The organism is Limimaricola pyoseonensis (assembly GCF_900102015.1).
GTDB lineage: Bacteria > Pseudomonadota > Alphaproteobacteria > Rhodobacterales > Rhodobacteraceae > Limimaricola > Limimaricola pyoseonensis.
In genome coordinates this window covers 71148-87942 of record NZ_FNAT01000008.1, presented here as the reverse complement: position 1 = coordinate 87942, position 16795 = coordinate 71148, and the positions used below count along the sequence as shown (strand labels likewise).

Genomic DNA, 16795 nt, shown 5'->3' with positions numbered 1-16795 from the left:
CGCGCGCCCCTCATAACGGTTGTGCAATCCGGCGATCATTCGCCCGAATGATGTCTCGTATCGGGAAGGCATCTCGCAATTCGGCCCAAAGGCCGCGCAATTTCACTGTCCGCCCGATGCCAGCGAGTTGATCTGCCGGTGTTTTTGATCGCGGCCGCTGGGGCCGCGCCGTTCGCATCCCGGATTCCGAAATGTCGCGCCGGGCCGGCATCGATCCAATTCGGAAAAGGGGAATCTTCAATTACTCATTTGATTCCAGATAAATCGCTCCCGAAGCGTCCGGCCGGACCGGCCGCTCCCCCCTTCTTTCTCTGGCTGTCGCCTGCCTGCGCCATTCACCCTCCGGTGTAGTCATTGCCACCCGGTTCGGCCGAGTGGAATCGATGACACATCACCCATCATTTTTTCTGCCGGGGGGCTAGACATTCAAAACAACACCACCCGGCATTTCGTCACCATCGGCAGGATGCCGTACGCCTGACCCCTCGGAAGCCGGCGGAGTTTCGCCAAGGATATCCCTGCCCGAGCCGGCATATCGGCCCGAAATCATTGAAATTTCATTTATGAATCGGGGGGTTGCCCGAAAAACACGCCGGGATTCAATTCCAGGGGGAATTTCGAAATGGATTCTCAGCCCGAAGGCGGTTCGGGCTCAGCGGCGCAGCGCCGCCACCAGCCCCTCGGGCGACAGGCGCCCCGCGAGCTGCGCCGCCGCGGCGGCGCGGCAGCGGCGTTCGCGCGGGTCCGACAGCAGCCGCGCTACCACGGCGGCGTAGTCGGCATCGTCCGCCGCCTCGATCACCAGACCGTCCAGCGCCGGGCCGAAGGCGTCGAGCGTGCCGGCGCTCGCGACCACCGGCATGCCGAGCGCGAGGTAGTCGACCACCTTGATCGGCACGCCGCTGCGCAGCTCCATCGGCGCCAGCCCGATCGCGTCGGGCCCGCCCAGCGTCGCGAGGTCGGCCACCGGGCCGAGCGGCTCGATCCCCTCGGCCGCGGCCTCGGCCGGCGACAGCGCCGCCGCGATCGAGCCCGCCACCCGCAGCACCGCCTCGGGCCGCTGCCGGCGCACGCCGGGCCAGACCCGGCGGCGCAGCAGCTCGAGCGCGGCACGGTTGCCGGCATGGTCGGTGCCCAGGAACAGCGCCGCCGGCGGCGCGATCCGGTCGCGCAGCGTGGGCGACGCGCCGTCGCGCGGGATCGCCGGGGGCAGCCAGACATGCTCGGCCTGCGGCAGGAGCGGCCGCAGCCGCGCCTCCTCGACCCGGCTGGCATGGATCAGCAGGGTCGCGGCGCGGCAACGCCCGGCCTCCTCGGCCAGGCTCGGCGCGGCATGGTCGGGCGGCAGGCCGCGCGCGGCGAAGCTTTCGGCGCGCAGCGCGAAGAGGTCGTGCAGCAGCACCGCGCGCCGCGCCGCGCCCTGCCCGTCCAGAAGCGGCGCGAGGCTGCTGTACTCGGCGGTGAGCAGCCCGGCGGGGCGGCGGCGCAGCCAGTCGGCGGTCTCGGCCGCCTCGCGCGGGTCGAGCTCGGCCCCGAGCAGGCTGGGCGGCGCGCGCTGCCGCCGGCCGCGCAGCCGCCCGGCCGCCTCGCGCCACAGCCGCCGCGCCATCCGGGCCCAGACCACCGGCGCGGTCGAGACGTAGAGCCCGCCGATCCGGACCGCGCCGGGCCAGTCGACCCCCTCGACCAGCGCCGCGATCTCGGGGGCGACCCGCGCCCAGGCGAGGTTGCCGAAGGCGCGGCGCGGCGCGAAGAGCAGCCGGCTGCGCCAGCCGGCGCGGCGGCAGGCCTCGAGATAGGCGACGAGGTACTGGCCGTTGCCCGAGCGCAGGTCGTCGAGCCGCCGGCCCACCACCAGCACCGCCCGGTCCGACGCCGCATTCGTGTCAGACATGGCGCCGCCGCATCGCGGGCATCCGGCGCTGCAGCGCCTCGCCCAGATGCCGGCCCAGCCGGCCGGCGGCGCCGGGGTGGCGCAGCAGCGCCCGCACCGCCCGGTCGGGCCGCCGCGCCTTGAGCGCGCCCATGATCTCCTCGGTGCTCAGCAGCAGCCGCAGGTTGGCGTCGCGCCGGCGCAGCGCCGCCAGCGCGCCGACCGCGCCGCGGCGGTCGAGCTCGTCGGCCACGGCGGCGTCGGCGGCGGCCAGCGCGCTCAGATGCTCGGGCCGGGCGCGGCGCGACACCGAGCCTTCGCGATGGGTGTAGAGATAGCCCGGCACCGGCTCGAACCAGATGCGCCCGCCCGCCAGCAGCGCCGCCAGCAGCAGGTGGAAATCCTCGCCGTTGCGCAAAGCCGGGTCGTAGCGCAGGCCGGAGCGACGCAGGAACTCGGCGCGGATCACCGGCTTGGCGTAGCCGAAGCTCGCCTCGCGGAAGCCGAAGCCGTTGAGCCCGATCCAGTCCTCGAGCCCGACCGGCCCGCCGCCGCGGCGCGGCACCAGCGCCGGGGGCCCGAGCGGCCGGCCCGCACCGTCCACCGGGCAGAAATCGTCGATCACCACGTCGGCGCCGGTCTCGGCGCCGCGGGCGCAGAGCCGCGCCAGCCGGTTCGGGGCGAGCCGGTCGTCGGAATCGAGCACCGCCACCCAGTCGGCCCCCTCCAGCGCGGCGTCCGACAGCGCGACGTTGCGCGCCCCGCCGGGGCCGAGATTGCGGGCGCAGCCCAGGGCCAGCAGCCGCGGCTCGGCCGCGGCGCGCGCCGCCAGATGCGCGGCGGTGGCGTCGCGCGAGGCGTCGTCCACCGCGAGGATGCGCAGATCCACGCCGGCCTGCGCCAGCGCGCTGTCGATCGCGCCGTCGACATGCGCGGCCGCGTCATGCGCCGCGATCACCACCGCCACGCGCGGCAGGGGCGGCACGGGTGGCGCTTCGGGCGCGTTCATGCCGGGCGCGCCGCGGCCGCCGGCCCGGCGAGATCGCGGTCCATCGCGTAGCGCGCCAGCAGCCGGGCGCGCAGGTCGGGCGGCAGCAGGCTGTCATCGTCGGGCATGGTGCCGGTCTCGGCGTAGAGGCGGCGCAGCTCCGCCACCGGCCGCTCGGCGGCGCCGGGCATCGCGACCAGCGGCACGTGCGAGCTGCGGTTGACCGGCCGCGCGAAGTAGCGCGCCGCGAGATCGGGGCCGAGGATCGCGGCCATCCGGTCGTGCAGGTCCGAGATCGGGATCACGTCGGTGTAGACCGCGCGCGCCAGGTGCAGCCGCTGCGGCAGCACGTGGCGGTCGATCCGCGCGAAGTCGCGCGCGAGGTAGCGGGTGGCGAAGTCGCGAAAGCTCGCCTGTGCCGCCGGGCGGCCTTCCAGCCGCTCGAAGCTGCGGGTGATGTCCTGCGCGCCGGTCTCGGCCACGAACTTGTTGCGAAACATCGACAGCAGCCGCGCCAGCGGCTCGCGATGCACCAGTACGAGGTGGTCGCAGCGCTCGAAATCCTCGGGCGTCATCCGAAAGTGGCGGCGCATGAAGTCGATCGGCCGCTCGTCCGGCCGGCGCGGCAGATCGGGCGGGGCGAGGTCGAGGAACATCCGCTTGAAGCTCGAACAGGCGTTCTTGCGGATGTAGCAGTAGCCGAGCCGCCGGCCGGCGATCTCGATCATGAAGTGGTTGCGGCCGACGCCGCGGGCGCGGTCGATGCCGCGCTGCAACCCGGCGAGGCCGGTCTTGTCGAGGAGGGTACGGTTGTCGAGCATCTGGGTCACTGGTGAAACCGGCACTGGTTAAACGGACACTGGCGAAAACGGGCCCGGCAAACACGCCCGGGCGGACACGAACACGACCCGCCGCGCAAACCGTCAGGCGGCGGGCCGACGCGGCGAGTGTCGCACAGATCCCCGGCCCTGCCTAGCCGCGGCGCGGGCCCTCAGCGCAGCCGCTTCTCGCTTTGCGCGTCGAACACCATTGCGCGGCCCGGCTCGGCCCGCAGCCCGACGCGGGTGCCCGATTGCGGCGCCGCGTCGTCCTCGTCGAGCTCGACCACCAGCCGGTCGCCGGTGGCGGCGACGAGATAGGCGTAGGAGACGCCGCCCAGCTTCTCGACCAGGTCGACGGCGTGGCTGTCGCCCTCGGCCAGCGCAAGGTGCTGCGGCCGCACGCCGAGGATCACCTCCGTGCCCGGCGCGGGCAGCGCCGCCTGGGTCGCCACCGGCGCGTCGCCCAGGCCCGGCGCCAGCACACCGCCCTCGGCCACCGAGCCCGAGAGGAAGTTCATCGAGGGCGATCCGATGAAACCCGCGACGAAGCGGTTGTCGGGGTCGCGGTAGAGATCCATCGGCGCGCCGACCTGCTCGATGTTGCCGCCCCGGAGCACGACGATCTTGTCGGCGAGCGTCATCGCCTCGACCTGGTCGTGGGTGACGTAGATCATCGTCGCGCCGATCTCCTTGTGCAGCCGCGCGATCTCGACCCGCATGTCGACCCGAAGCTCGGCGTCGAGGTTCGAGAGCGGCTCGTCGAACAGGAACACCTCCGGGCCCCGCACGATGGCGCGGCCGATGGCCACGCGCTGGCGCTGGCCGCCCGACAGCGCCTTGGGCTTGCGCTTGAGATAGTCGTCGAGCTTGAGGATGCGGCTCGCTTCGCGGACCTTCTCGCGGATCTCGTCCTTCTTGTGGCCGGTCATCTTCAGGCCGAAGCCCATGTTCTCCTCGACCGTCATGTGCGGGTAGAGCGCGTAGGTCTGGAACACCATCGCCACGCCGCGATCGGCCGGGTCGGCGCGGGTCACGTCGTGCTCGCCGATCGAGATCCGGCCCTCGGTGGTCTCCTCGAGCCCGGCGATCATCCGCAGGAGCGTGGACTTGCCGCAGCCCGAGGGGCCGACGAAGACCACGAACTCGCCCTCGCTGATGTCGAGATCGACCCCGTGGATCACCTCGACCTCGCCATAGCGCTTCACCAGCTTGCGCAGGGTGACGTCAGACATCTTTCTCTCCTTCCCGCGCGGCCCCCGGATCGGGGAATCGCCACGCCTCCGTGTCCCTCGCGATGCGCGCCGCTGCCTCCCGCAGCGCCGGCGCCAGCGTCTCCAGATCGGCCAGGCTCTTGCGCGCCGTGACCGAGGTGACCGACAGCGCACCCAGCAGGCGGCCGCGCCCCGTCAGGATCGGCACGGCGATGCAGATGATGCCCGGCTCGTGCTCCTCGCGGTCGAAGGCGAAGCCCTGCGCGCGGATCTCGGCCAGCTCGGCCCTGAGCCCGGCCGCGTCGGTGATGGTGTGCGGCGTGAAGCGGTAGAAGCTCTGCAGCGCCACCGCCTTGTCGAGCGCCGGCGCGTCGAGATGCGCGAGCATCGCCTTGCCGACGCCGGTGCAATGCGCGGGGCCGACCTTGCCGGCCTGGCTGAACATCTCGACCGGCTGCTCGGGGACGCGCTTGTCGACATAGAGCACCTGCCCCGCGTCGAGCTGCGCGAGATGCACCGTCTCGCAGATCTCGGCGGCCAGCCGGTCGAGATGCGGCCGCGCCACCGGCGCCAGAGAGGCCTGCTGCCAGGCGGCATGCGCCAGCCGCATCAGCCGCAGCCCCGGCGCGTAGGTCTGGCGCTCCGAATCATGGGTCAGAAGCCCCTGGCTCGTGAGCGTCTGCACCAGCCGGTAGAGCGTGGCCTTGGGATAGTCGGACTGCGCCCTGAGCTCCGAGAAGCGCACCGGCCGCCGGAAGCCCGCGACCAGATCGAGCACGGCCACCGCCTTGCCGATCGTGCCGTCGCCGCCCTGCGGAGCCTGCTGCGCGTTCATGTCCCCTCCCGTTTCGCCGCGTCGCGGCCCGCCCGCGGCGCGCCTCGACTGTTGACAAGCATAGGAGGACCGGCGCTATCATTTCAATATGCAAAACCTCGTCTCAAATAATGAGACGGTCGCGCATGACAGGGAGGAGGACCCATGACCATCAAGCATAGCGCCGCGCTCGCCGCGCTGGCCGTCACCACCGCGCTCGGAACGGGCGCGCTTGCCGAGAGCCACGAGATGGCGCTCTCGGGCGAGCTGAAGATCTTCTCGGACATGTCGAACCCGGCGCCGCGCGCGGTGATGGAGGGCATGGTCGAGCGCTTCGGCGAGATGCACCCCGATCTCGAGATCGAGCTGACCATCATCGACCGCGAGGCCTACAAGACCCAGATCCGCAACTTCCTGACGGCGAACCCGCCGGACGTGGCGAACTGGTACGCGGGCAACCGCATGGCCCCCTATGTCGATGCCGGCCTTTTCGAGGACGTCTCGGACCTCTGGGAAGGCGAGCTGTCGGAGACGCTGGCCTCGACCAAGGGCGCGATGACGCTCGACGGCAAGCAGTGGGGCGTGCCCTACACCTACTACCAGTGGGGCATCTACTACCGCGAGGACATCTACGCCGAGCACGGGCTCGAGGAGCCGCAGGACTGGGAGCAGCTGAAGTCGAACTGCCAGACGCTTCTGGACAACGGCATCAAGTGCTTCACCATCGGCACCAAGTTCCTGTGGACCGCCGCCGGCTGGTTCGACTACCTCAACATGCGCACCAACGGCTACGACTTCCACATGGCGCTCACCGCCGGCGAGGTCGAGTGGACCGACGACCGGGTCAAGCAGACCTTCGCCAACTGGCGCGAGCTGATCGACATGGGCGCCTTCATCGACGACCACACCGCCTATAGCTGGCAGGAGGCGCTGCCATTCATGGTCAACGGCGAGGCCGCGGCCTACCTGATGGGCAACTTCGCCGTGGCGCCGCTGCGCGAGGCAGGGCTGTCGGACGAGCAGCTGGCCTATGCCCAGTTCCCGGCGATCAACCCCGATGTCGAGCTGGCCGAGGACGCGCCCACCGACACCTTCCACATCCCGGCGGGCGCCGAGAACAAGGAGGCCGCGCGCGCCTTCCTGAAGTTCGTCACCTCGGCCGAGAACCAGACCACGATCAACGCCGGCGACGCGCTGGGGCAGCTGCCCGTCAACAGCCAGTCCTCGGTCGATGACGACGAGTTCCTGAAGGAAGGCTTCGAGACGCTGTCCTCCAACAGCCCCGGCGGCGTGGCGCAGTTCTTCGACCGCGACGCGCCGGCCGAGATGGCCAAGGTGGCGATGGAGGGCTTCCAGGAGTTCATGGTCAAGCCCGACAACATCGACCGCATCCTCGACAAGCTCGAGCGCGCGCGCCAGCGGATCTACTGATCCGCGCGTGAAGGACCGCCGGGGGCGCAGGCCGCCCCCGGCTCGACCCATTCCAGCACGAGGCGTCGCCATGGCCCCCTTGCCCCCCTCCACCGCCCCGCGCCCCGCGCCCCGCTCGTGGTGGCGGCGCAACCAGATCGCCATCACGCCCTGGCTGTTTTTGGCCCCCGGCATCCTGTTCTTCGCGATCTACGTGCTGATCCCGGTGGGGCAGAGCTTCAACATCTCGCTCTACGACTGGGACGGCCTCGGCGCGGCCGAATATGTCGGCCTGCGCAATTACGAGGAGATGTACTGGGACGACGCCTTCTACACCTCGCTCAGAAACAACGTGATCTGGCTGGTGCTCTACCTGCTCGCGATCCCCGCGGGCCTCGCCATCGCGCTGTTCCTGAACCAGACCGTCACCGGCATCCGCATCTACAAGTCGCTGTTCTTCTTCCCCTTCGTGATCAGCCAGGTCGTGGTCGGCCTCGTCTTCAGCTGGTTCTACGACCCGTCCTTCGGGCTTCTGAACGTCATGCTGGGCTGGGTCGGGCTCGGGCCGGTCAACGTGCTGGGCGACGAGGACTGGGTGACCTACGGCATCATCGCCGCCGGCCTCTGGCCGCAGACCGCCTATTGCATGATCCTCTACCTGACCGGCCTCAACGCCGTGGACCCCGAGCAGATCGAGGCGGGCCGACTCGACAACGCCAAGGGCCTGCGGATGCTGTGGCACATCATCCTGCCGCAGCTCAGGCCCGCCACCTTCATCGCCTTCGTCGTCACCATCATCGGCGCGCTGCGCAGCTTCGACCTGATCTCGATCATGACGCAGGGCGGCCCCTTCGGCGAAAGCCGGGTGCTCAGCTTCTACATGTTCGAGGTGGCGCTGTCGGAATACGGCTTCCGCATGGGCTACGGCGCGGCGATCGCGGTGGTGCTGTTCCTGATTATGCTGTGCTTCATCACCTACTTCCTGTGGTCGATGTACCGCGAGGAGAAGGGCCGGTGACCCGGGCCGAGTTCGACGCGCTCTGCGCCGCCCAGCCCGGCGCGACCCGGTCGGGCCCCGGCGAGCTCGACTCGTGGAAGGTCGGCGGCAAGATGTTCGCCTGCTGGGGCGATTACGAGCACCGCGACACCAACACCGCCACCGTGGTCGTCGCCACCCCCGACCGCGAGACCGCCGAGATGCTGGTCGAGGCCGGGGCGGCGCACAAGCCGCCCTATTTCCGCGGCGCCTGGGTCGGGCTGACGCTCGAGGGGCTCGACCCCGACGAGGCCCGCCACCGCATCGCCGCAAGCTACGGCCGGGTGCGCGCCGGGCTGACCAAGAAGGCGCAGTCGGACCTGCCGCCCCTGGAGGAGAGCTGAGATGTTCCCGACCCCGATCGAAAAGCAGCCGCGCGGCGCGCAGATCGCCTACCAGTCGCTGCTGCCCTTCGCCCTCATCCTGTGGCTCCTGCCGCTGATCGCGGTGGCGATCTTCTCGATCCGCCCCGACGCCGACTTCGCCAACGCCAATTACTGGGGCTGGCCGTCGTCCTTCGAGGGCGTCACCAACTACGGCAAGGTCTTCCTCGAAAGCGACATGCCGCGCTACCTGTGGAACTCGGTGCTGATCACCGTGCCCACGGTGATCGGCGCGGTGGCGCTGTCGTGCATGACCGGCTTCGCGCTCGGCATCTACAAGTTCCGCGCCAACCTCTGGATCTTCTTTTTGTTCGTCGCGGGCAACTTCGTGCCGTTCCAGATCCTGATGGTGCCGGTGCGCGACCTGACGCTCGATCTCGGGCTCTACAACACCAAGACCGGTCTGGTGCTGTTCCACATCGCCTTCCAGACCGGCTTCTGCACGCTGTTCATGCGTAACTTCATCCGCGCCCTGCCCTTCGAGCTGATCGAGGCCGCCCGGGTCGAGGGCGTCTCGGAATGGCGGATCTTCTGGTTCGTGGTGCTGCCGCTGATGAAGCCCGCCATCGCGGCGCTGGCGGTGCTGATCTTCACCTTCATCTGGAACGACTACTTCTGGGCGGTGGTGCTGACGCAAGGCGCGGAAAGCCAGCCGGTCACGGCGGGGATCACCTCCTTCAACGCGCAGTACCGCGCCGCCTACCACCTGATGAGCGCGGGCAGCATCGTCGCCGCGCTGCCGCCCGTTGCGATGTTCTTCCTGATGCAGCGTCACTTCATCGCTGGCCTCACCCTCGGAGCCGTCAAATGACCGATTGCTGGCGCCTCGACAGCTTCGCCCAGACCCTCGTGCTGGCCTCGACCGACGCCCGCCTGCCGGAGGTGGTCTACTGGGGCGCGCCGCTGGCCAAGGGCAGCGACCTCGCGGCGCTGGCCGCCGCCCATGCGCTCGACCGCACCGGCGGCATGCTCGACGCCAACGCGCCGCTCTCGATCTGCCCCGAGGCCGATCGCAGCTTTCCCGGCCAGCCGGGGCTGGCCCTGCGCGACGAAGGCGGCCGGGTGCTGCGGCCGCGGCTCAGGCTGCAGGAGGCCGAGACCGGCCGCGACCGGCTGGCGCTGCGCTGCACCGACGCCGATCTCGGCCTGAGCTACACCGCCCGCTTCGCGATCGACCCCGACACCCATGTGCTGACCCTCTCGGCCGAGATCGAGAGCGAGGCGCCGGTGATCGTCGACTGGCTCGCCGCGCCGGTGCTGCCGGGGCCGCAGCTCTCGGACGAGATGATCGACATGGCCGGCCGCTGGATCGGCGAGTTCCGGCCGCAGCGCACGCCGTGGTCCTCGGGCATCCGCCTGCGCGAGGCCCGCACCGGCCGTTCGGGGCACGAGCATTTCCCGGGGCTGATCGTGCCCGGCCGCGGCGCCACCAACACCGCCGGCGACGTCTGGGCCTTCCATTACGGCTGGTCGGGCGGGCACCGCATGGTCGCCGAAGAGCTGCCCGACGGCCGGCGGCAGGTGCAGTTCGGCCATGCCACGGCGACCGAGCTCGCCCCCGTCACCCGCGCCGCGACCGGGCCGCTTCTGGCGAGCTTCTCGCGCGCCGGTCTGAACGGCTGCGCCATCGCCTTCCAGCGCCACATCCGCGACCGCGTCGTGCGCTGGCCCGACCCGAAACGCCCGCGCCCGGTGCATTACAACTGCTGGGAGGCGATCTATTTCGACCACGATGTCGAGACGCTGAAGCAGATCGCCACCCGCGCCAGCGCGCTCGGGGCCGAGCGTTTCGTGCTCGACGACGGCTGGTTCGGCAAGCGCGACGACGACACCTCGTCGCTTGGCGACTGGTGGATCGACGACCGCAAGTATCCCGACGGGCTCGCGCCGCTGATCGAGCATGTGCACGGGCTGAACATGAGCTTCGGCATCTGGTTCGAGCCCGAGATGATCAACGCCGACAGCGACACCTACCGCGCCCATCCCGGCTGGGCGATGGGCCCGCGCGACCAGATCGAGGGGCGCCAGCAGCTGGTTCTCGACATGGCGAACGAGGAGGTGCGCGACTACCTCTTCGACCGGATCGGCGCGCTGCTGCGCGACCACGCGATCGACTACATCAAGTGGGACCACAACCGCCTGCTGCCCTACCCCGACGCCGGCCAGACGCGCGGCATCTACGACCTTCTCGACCGGCTGCGCGCCGCGCATCCGGAGGTCGAGATCGAAAGCTGCGCCTCGGGCGGCGGCCGGATCGACGCCGGCATCCTCGAGCGCACCCACCGGGTGTGGCTCTCGGACAGCAACGACGCGCTGGAGCGGCTCAGGATGCAGCACGAGGCGGCGTTGTTCCTGCCCGCCGCCATCACCGGCAGCCATGTCGGGCCGCGCCATTGCCACACCTCGGGCCGGGTGCACGACATCCGCCTGCGCGCCTGGGTCGCGGCGCAGCGGCACATGGGCTTCGAGATGGACCCGCGCGAGCTGTCGGAGGAGGAGGCGCAGGTGCTCACCCGCGTCACCGCCTGGTGGAAGGCCAACCGCGGCTGGACCATGCGCGCCGACATCCACCGCCTCGACGCCGCCGACGGCGCGGTGATCGCCGAGCAGCAGATGGCCGATGACGGCACGCGCTTCGCGGTCTTCGCGGGCTATGCGCGCACCTCCGACCAGATCATGCCGCGCCCGCTGCGGCTCGCCGGTCTCGACCCCGACGCGGTCTACCGCGTCGATCTGGCCAACCGCGAGGATCTGGGCGTGCTGTCGCGCGGGCCGCTGGCCCTGAAGGACGGCCCCGTCGACCTGCCCGGCGCCTATCTGATGAGCCACGGGCTGCACCTGCCCTCCGCCTTTCCCGACACCATCTGGGTGCTCGAGGGCACCCGCCTCTGACGGACACCGCCATGACCGACCTCACCCGCACATTGGGCTGCTGCTACTACCCCGAGCACTGGCCCCGCTCGATCTGGTCCGAGGACGCGCGCCGCATGGCCGAGACCGGCCTGACATGGGTGCGGATCGGCGAATTCGCGTGGTCGAAGCTCGAACCCACCCCCGGCGAGCTGCATTTCGAATGGCTCGACGAGGCGATCTGGACGCTGGGCGACGCCGGGCTCAAGGTCGTGCTCGGCACCCCCACCGCGACGCCGCCGCGCTGGATGATCGACCGCCACCCCGACATGCTCGCCATCGACGCAGAAGGGCGCCCGCGCAAGTTCGGCTCGCGCCGGCACTACTGCTTCTCGCACGAGGGCTATGCCGCCGAAAGCGACCGCATCACCGGCCTCTTGGCCGACCGCTACGGCGCCAACGAACACGTCGCGGCCTGGCAGACCGACAACGAGTACGGCTGCCACGACACCATCATCTCCTACAGCGACGCGGCGCGGACCGCGTTCCGGCAGTGGCTGCGCCAGCGCTACCCGGGCGAGGGCAACGACGGCGATATCGACGCGCTCAACGCCGCCTGGGGCAACGTCTTCTGGTCGATGGAGTACCGCGACTTCGACGAGATCGACCTGCCCAACCTCACCGTGACCGAGCCGAACCCGAGCCACGCGCTCGCCTTCCGGCGCTTCTCCTCCGATCAGGTGGTCCGCTTCAACCGCCGGCAGGTGGACATCATCCGCGCCCGCTCGAAGGCGCCGATCACCCACAACTACATGGGCCGGATCACCGATTTCGACCATTTCGCCGTGGGCGAGGATCTCGATTTCGCCTCGTGGGACAGCTACCCGCTGGGCTTTCTCGAGGACCGCGCCGGCGCCACGCCCGACGAGCAGCGCCTCTTCGCGCGGCAGGGCGACCCGGATTTCCAGGCCTTCCACCACGACCTCTACCGCGCCGTCGGCAAGGGCCGCATGTGGGTGATGGAGCAGCAGCCGGGCCCGGTGAACTGGGCCCCGCACAACCCCGCGCCGCTGCCGGGCATGGTGCGGCTGTGGAGCTGGGAGGCCTTCGCCCACGGCGCCGACTGTGTGAGCTACTTCCGCTGGCGGCAGGCCCCCTTCGCGCAGGAGCAGATGCATGCGGGCCTGCTGCGCCCCGACAGCCAGCCGGCGCCGGGGCTGGAGGAGGCCGCGCAGGTCGCGCGCGAGATCGCGAAGGCCCCCGAGGTCGGCCGCTCCCGCGCCGAGGTGGCAATTCTGTTCGACTACGATGCCGACTTCGCATGGACGGTGCAGCCGCATGGCGCGGGGCTGAGCTATTTCGGCCTCGTGCTCGACATCTACAAGGCGATGCGCAGCTTGGGCCTTTCCATCGACATCCTGCCCGGCACCGCGCGCGACTTCACCGGCTACCGGCTGATCGCGGCGCCCGGCCTGATGCACATGGCCGATGACCTGAAGGCTGCGCTCGCCGCCGCCGAGGCCGAGGTGCTGATCGGCCCGCGCAGCGGCGCGCGCGACATCGACATGCGCATCCCGGTGCCGCTGCCGCCGGCCTTCCCCGGCCTTTCCGTCACCGTCGCCCATGTCGAAAGCCTGCGCGCCGACCGGCCCGAGCCGCTCGACCAGGGCGGGCATTTCACCGGCTACCGCGAGGCGATCGAGGGCGAGGCGCGGGTGGTCGAGCGCACGGCGACGGGCGAGCCCGCCGTGATGCGCGACGACCGCGTCACCTACCTCGCCGGCTGGCCCGACCGGGTGGCGGCCAAGCGCATCCTCGCCGGGCTCTGCGCCCGCGCCGGGCTCGACACCATCGAGCTGCCCGACGGCGTGCGCCGCCGCGACACCGGGGCCGAGCGGTTCTGGTTCAACCACACCGAGGCCGACGCGCATGTCGAAGGCATGGTGCTGCCGCCGATCTCGGTCACGCGCGAGACGCCGTGACGCTGCCGCCCGGCCTGCGCGCGGCCTATGAGGCGACCGACTACCGCGTCTTCTCGGACCCGCCTCTGGTGCTTAGGCCCGGCGAGGCCTCGCCCGGCTGCGATGCCCTGCTCGACCGGCACGATGCCGCGCGCGGCGTGGTCATCACCGCCTGGAACCCGATGAGCGTGGCGACGGCGGAGCCCGAAAACCGCGCCGCGCAAGCGCGGCTCGCGGCCGGGATCGCGGCGATGGGCCTCGCGGCGATCCCGGCCGAGGGCGCGGGCCGCGACGGGCTCTGGCCGCCCGAGCCGAGCCTCTTCGTGCCGGGGCTGTCGCCCGAGGCCGCGCAGCGGCTCGCGCGCGACTTCCGGCAGGCGGCGGTGCTCGAAATTACGCGCGGCGGCGCGGCGCGGGTGGTGGCGACGGATTTCGGCTAGAAGTCCGGGTCGGCGTCGAGCGGCGCCAGCAGCGCCGCGATCCGGTCGCGCATCCAGCCATGCGCCGGCCAGGCGTCGTGGCGACGGTGCCAGATCATCACGATCGGCGCAGGCGCGATCGGCATCGGCGGCGCGTAGACCTCGAGCCCCATCGGCCCGGCCACGCGCCGCGCCAGCTGCCGCGGGATCAGCGCGATCAGGTCCGAGCCCGCCACCGCCCGGCACACCCCCGAGAACACCGGCAGCGTCATCGCCACCCGCCGCTCCCGCCCGACCCGCGCCAGCGCCGCGTCGCCCATCGCCCGCGTCTTGCCCTCCGGCGAGAACAGCACGTGGTAGAGATCGCAGAACAGGTCCACCGGCATGACCTCGCCCGGGCGCACCGCCGCCGCCGCGACGGCCGGGTGCCCGGCCCGCGCGATCACCGCGAAGGCGGAGTCGAAGACATGGCGGCTGTGCACCCAGTTCGGCAGCTCCAGCGCCGGCACCAGCGCCATGTCGGCGCCGTAGCGCTCCAGCGTCGCGACGTAGCTGTCGGGCACGAGATCGACGAGATGCACCCGCATCAGGGGCGCCTCGCGCGACAGCGCCTCGGCCAGGGGCGGCATCAGCATCTCGGCGAAGAAGTCGCTGCCCGAGATGCGGAACCGCGCATCCGACGCGGCCGGGTCGAAGCCGCCCGGCCCGCTCAGGATCCCCTGCAACCCGTCGAGCGCCTCGCGCAACGGGTCGCGCAGCGTCTCGGCAAAGCGGGTGGGGGCGAGCCCGCCGCGATGCCGGAAGAACAGCTCGTCGCCGAGCGCCGACCTGAGCCGCGCCAGCGCCGAGGACACCGCCGATTGCGACATGCCGAGCCGCGCCCCCGCCCGCACGGTCGAGCCCTCGCGCAGAAGCGCGTCCAGCACCCGCAGGAGGTTCAGGTCGAAGGTCCTGAAATTGACCACACCGATAACCGCTACCCGATCAATCCGTTTCCACGGTAGCACGGCCGGGCGTAGCCTGTCTTGCGAAGGCGCCTTCGTGTTCACCCCCAGCGGATGGAGGACGCGATGAAAGACCAAGTGGAGACCGGCTTCGAATGGCTCGGCGTGAGCTACGACACCATCCTGAGCAGCGCCGCGACGCAGGGCGCGATGTCGATCACCGACTCGACCTCGCCGCCGCTCTCAGGCCCGCCCCGGCACGTGCATCACGACGCCGACGAGGCCTTCGTGATCCTGACCGGGCGGGTCGAGTTCTGGCTCGACGGCGAGACGCTGCTGCGCGACCCCGGCGAGACGGTCTTCGTGCCGCGCGGCACGCCGCACACCTTCCGCGTCACCGAGGACGGCCCGTCGCGGCACCTCGTCATCCTGACGCCGGGCGGCTTCGAGGCGTTCTGGGCCGAGATGGCCGAGAAGGGCTGCCGCATCCCCGAGGACATGGCGGCGGTCGAGGACGCGGCGACGCGCCATCACCTCAGCTTCACCGGCCCGCCGCTCGGGGCGGAATGAACTGACGGATCACCCGAACCGCCCCGCCGGGGCGGACGAGCCGGGGGCGGGCCGGCGGCATGTTGCTTGGTGATCGGTTGTCCGGTGCGCCGTTTCTGCCCCGCCCCCGGTTCGAAGCCGACGCTCAGACCGGCCCGATGAAGCGCTCGACCAGCGGCCGCGCCGCCACCCGCGCGCGCAGCCGCGCGCCCAGCAGGTACATGCCGGCCGCCTTGCGCTGCAAAAACAGCCCGTCGACCGGCGGCGGCGGGCCGCCCTGCCGGTCGGCCGCGATCTCCAGCGCCGCGTCGCGCAGCCGCGCCGCCAGCCCCGAGCCCGCGAAGTCGAAGGGCGCGTCGTCGCGCATCACCGCGAAGGTGTCGAGCATCAGCCCGACCAGCCGGTCGCGATGCCCGCGCGGCATGGTCTCGTCGAAATAGCCGATCTCGCCAGCGATCCGGTCCACCGCCGCGCGGTCGCCGGCGAGGCCTGCGCGCAGCAACGCGCCGAACTGCGCGACGGTGTCCTCCGAAAACTCCCGCGCCGCGCCGAAATCCAGCAGCACGATCGCGCCGTCATCGGCGACGCGGTAATTGGCGAAGTTCGGGTCGGTCTGCATCAGCCGCCAGTCGAACAGCTCGCGCAGCCCCAGCTCCAGAAGCGCCGCCATCGCCGCGTCGCGGGTGTCCCGCGGCGCCTGCGCGAGGCTCTCGATCGGCCGGCCCGGCTCGAAGCTCATGGCGAGGATCGAGGGCGTCGAGAGATCGGCCGCGAGACGCGGCACGCGGAAGCGCGCGTCGCCCGCCAGCAGATCGCCGAAGCGCGAAAGCTGCACCGCCTCGCGCGCGTAGTCGGCCTCCTCGTGCAGCTGTGCGCGCGCCGCCGCCAGAAGCGGCGCGATGTCGCTGCCCGCAGGCAGCATCCCCGACATCCGGATCATCGCGCCGAGATTCGCGACGTCGCTGTCGATGCTGCGTTTCACCCCCGGATACTGCACCTTGATCGCGAGGTCGCGGCCGTCGCGCGTGCGCGCCCGGTGCACCTGCCCGATCGAGGCGGCGGCCATCGGGCGCGGCTCGAACCGCTCGAAGCGCTTCAGCCAGTCCGGCCCCCAGCCCTCGGCCAGCACCCGCTTGAGCTGCGCGGGCGGCATCGGGTGCGCCTCGGCGCGCAGCCGATCGAAGACGGCGGCCAGCTCGGGCGGCAGCATGTCGCCCGCATCCATCGAAATGAGCTGCCCGAGCTTCATCGCAGCACCGCGCATCCGCGCCAGCTCGCCCGCGACGCGGGCGGCGTTGGCGGGCGTCATCAGCAGCCGGGCGAGGTCGGGCCGCCGCCCCGCCGCCAGCTCGCGCGCGCCGCCCGAGGCCACGCGCCCGGCCAGCCCCGCGCCCAGGCCGCCGATCCGGGCCAGCCGCGCCAGCCGGTGGCCGGGCACGGAAAGGGGGCGCTGGTCATGGTCACGGGTCAAGGCGCACGGGCTCCGTCGCGGGGGTGCCGTGCCAGATAGCGTGCCGCGCCCGGCCCGACAGGCGG

General features: G+C 71.3%; 15 protein-coding genes. 8 read left to right on the top strand and 7 right to left on the bottom strand.

Annotation, left to right across the window (positions count from 1 at the left end):
- Nucleotides 1-652: 652 nt before the first annotated feature.
- From BLT43_RS15340 to BLT43_RS15320, 5 genes are all read right to left on the bottom strand, one after another.
- On the bottom strand, nt 653-1894 hold the full coding sequence (locus tag BLT43_RS15340; protein ID WP_110559025.1) for a glycosyltransferase: 1242 nt from the start codon (nt 1892-1894) through the stop codon (nt 653-655).
- Nucleotides 1887-2882, bottom strand: coding sequence for a glycosyltransferase family 2 protein (locus BLT43_RS15335; protein ID WP_090114246.1), 996 nt, complete (start codon nt 2880-2882; stop codon nt 1887-1889). The genes BLT43_RS15340 and BLT43_RS15335 overlap by 8 nt, the downstream gene beginning before the upstream one ends.
- Nucleotides 2879-3682: a sulfotransferase family 2 domain-containing protein gene (locus BLT43_RS15330; RefSeq protein WP_090114244.1), complete on the bottom strand. Its 804-nt coding sequence runs from the start codon at nt 3680-3682 to the stop codon at nt 2879-2881. Before BLT43_RS15330 ends, BLT43_RS15335 begins: the two co-directional genes overlap by 4 nt.
- A 170-nt stretch (nt 3683-3852) precedes the next feature.
- The gene (locus BLT43_RS15325) at nt 3853-4914 is read right to left on the bottom strand and encodes an ABC transporter ATP-binding protein (RefSeq protein ID WP_090114242.1); all 1062 of its coding nucleotides are present in this window, start codon (nt 4912-4914) and stop codon (nt 3853-3855) included.
- Nucleotides 4907-5728 carry an IclR family transcriptional regulator gene (locus BLT43_RS15320; RefSeq protein WP_090114240.1) on the bottom strand — a complete coding sequence of 274 codons (822 nt, stop codon included), beginning with the start codon at nt 5726-5728 and terminating at the stop codon, nt 4907-4909. Before BLT43_RS15320 ends, BLT43_RS15325 begins: the two co-directional genes overlap by 8 nt.
- A 144-nt stretch (nt 5729-5872) precedes the next feature.
- Here BLT43_RS15320 and BLT43_RS15315 point away from each other — a divergent pair, with 144 nt between their 5' ends.
- The 7 genes from BLT43_RS15315 (at nt 5873) to BLT43_RS18755 (ending at nt 13787) form a co-directional block, all read left to right on the top strand.
- The gene (locus BLT43_RS15315; RefSeq protein WP_090114239.1) at nt 5873-7138 is read left to right on the top strand and encodes an ABC transporter substrate-binding protein; all 1266 of its coding nucleotides are present in this window, start codon (nt 5873-5875) and stop codon (nt 7136-7138) included.
- 70 nt (nt 7139-7208) lie between these two features.
- Nucleotides 7209-8135, top strand: coding sequence for a carbohydrate ABC transporter permease (locus BLT43_RS15310; RefSeq protein WP_090114237.1), 927 nt, complete (start codon nt 7209-7211; stop codon nt 8133-8135).
- Nucleotides 8132-8497 carry an MmcQ/YjbR family DNA-binding protein gene (locus BLT43_RS15305; RefSeq protein ID WP_090114235.1) on the top strand — a complete coding sequence of 122 codons (366 nt, stop codon included), beginning with the start codon at nt 8132-8134 and terminating at the stop codon, nt 8495-8497. The genes BLT43_RS15310 and BLT43_RS15305 overlap by 4 nt, the downstream gene beginning before the upstream one ends.
- A gap of 1 nt (nt 8498) precedes the next feature.
- Complete coding sequence (locus BLT43_RS15300) at nt 8499-9347, top strand: carbohydrate ABC transporter permease (protein ID WP_090114234.1); 849 nt, start codon at nt 8499-8501, stop codon at nt 9345-9347.
- Complete coding sequence (locus BLT43_RS15295; protein WP_090114232.1) at nt 9344-11428, top strand: alpha-galactosidase; 2085 nt, start codon at nt 9344-9346, stop codon at nt 11426-11428. Before BLT43_RS15300 ends, BLT43_RS15295 begins: the two co-directional genes overlap by 4 nt.
- An 11-nt stretch (nt 11429-11439) precedes the next feature.
- Entirely contained in the window at nt 11440-13368 is a 1929-nt protein-coding gene (locus BLT43_RS15290) for a beta-galactosidase (protein WP_090114230.1), read from the top strand.
- A complete protein-coding gene (locus BLT43_RS18755) occupies nt 13365-13787 on the top strand; it encodes a DUF3293 domain-containing protein (RefSeq protein ID WP_110559024.1) in 423 nt (140 codons plus the stop codon). The genes BLT43_RS15290 and BLT43_RS18755 overlap by 4 nt, the downstream gene beginning before the upstream one ends.
- On the opposite strand, the gene BLT43_RS15280 is transcribed toward BLT43_RS18755, so the two are convergent.
- Nucleotides 13784-14731, bottom strand: coding sequence for a LysR family transcriptional regulator (locus tag BLT43_RS15280; protein WP_090114229.1), 948 nt, complete (start codon nt 14729-14731; stop codon nt 13784-13786). The genes BLT43_RS18755 and BLT43_RS15280 overlap by 4 nt on opposite strands.
- A gap of 105 nt (nt 14732-14836) precedes the next feature.
- Here BLT43_RS15280 and BLT43_RS15275 point away from each other — a divergent pair, with 105 nt between their 5' ends.
- Nucleotides 14837-15280: a cupin domain-containing protein gene (locus BLT43_RS15275; RefSeq protein ID WP_090114227.1), complete on the top strand. Its 444-nt coding sequence runs from the start codon at nt 14837-14839 to the stop codon at nt 15278-15280.
- 124 nt (nt 15281-15404) lie between these two features.
- On the opposite strand, the gene BLT43_RS15270 is transcribed toward BLT43_RS15275, so the two are convergent.
- Entirely contained in the window at nt 15405-16730 is a 1326-nt protein-coding gene (locus tag BLT43_RS15270) for an ABC1 kinase family protein (protein ID WP_090114225.1), read from the bottom strand.
- Between the last annotated feature and the right edge of the window lie 65 nt (nt 16731-16795).

Excerpts from the sequence above, each read along its gene's own strand:
- BLT43_RS15340 (WP_110559025.1), bottom strand. The coding sequence starts at position 1,894 with ATGTCTGACACGAATGCGGCGTCGGACCGGGCGGTGCTGGTGGTGGGC.
- BLT43_RS15335 (WP_090114246.1), bottom strand. The coding sequence starts at position 2,882 with ATGAACGCGCCCGAAGCGCCACCCGTGCCGCCCCTGCCGCGCGTGGCG.
- BLT43_RS15330 (WP_090114244.1), bottom strand. The coding sequence starts at position 3,682 with ATGCTCGACAACCGTACCCTCCTCGACAAGACCGGCCTCGCCGGGTTG.
- BLT43_RS15325 (WP_090114242.1), bottom strand. The coding sequence starts at position 4,914 with ATGTCTGACGTCACCCTGCGCAAGCTGGTGAAGCGCTATGGCGAGGTC.
- BLT43_RS15320 (WP_090114240.1), bottom strand. The coding sequence starts at position 5,728 with ATGAACGCGCAGCAGGCTCCGCAGGGCGGCGACGGCACGATCGGCAAG.
- BLT43_RS15315 (WP_090114239.1), top strand. The coding sequence starts at position 5,873 with ATGACCATCAAGCATAGCGCCGCGCTCGCCGCGCTGGCCGTCACCACC.
- BLT43_RS15310 (WP_090114237.1), top strand. The coding sequence starts at position 7,209 with ATGGCCCCCTTGCCCCCCTCCACCGCCCCGCGCCCCGCGCCCCGCTCG.
- BLT43_RS15300 (WP_090114234.1), top strand. The coding sequence starts at position 8,499 with ATGTTCCCGACCCCGATCGAAAAGCAGCCGCGCGGCGCGCAGATCGCC.
- BLT43_RS15295 (WP_090114232.1), top strand. The coding sequence starts at position 9,344 with ATGACCGATTGCTGGCGCCTCGACAGCTTCGCCCAGACCCTCGTGCTG.
- BLT43_RS15290 (WP_090114230.1), top strand. The coding sequence starts at position 11,440 with ATGACCGACCTCACCCGCACATTGGGCTGCTGCTACTACCCCGAGCAC.
- BLT43_RS15275 (WP_090114227.1), top strand. The coding sequence starts at position 14,837 with ATGAAAGACCAAGTGGAGACCGGCTTCGAATGGCTCGGCGTGAGCTAC.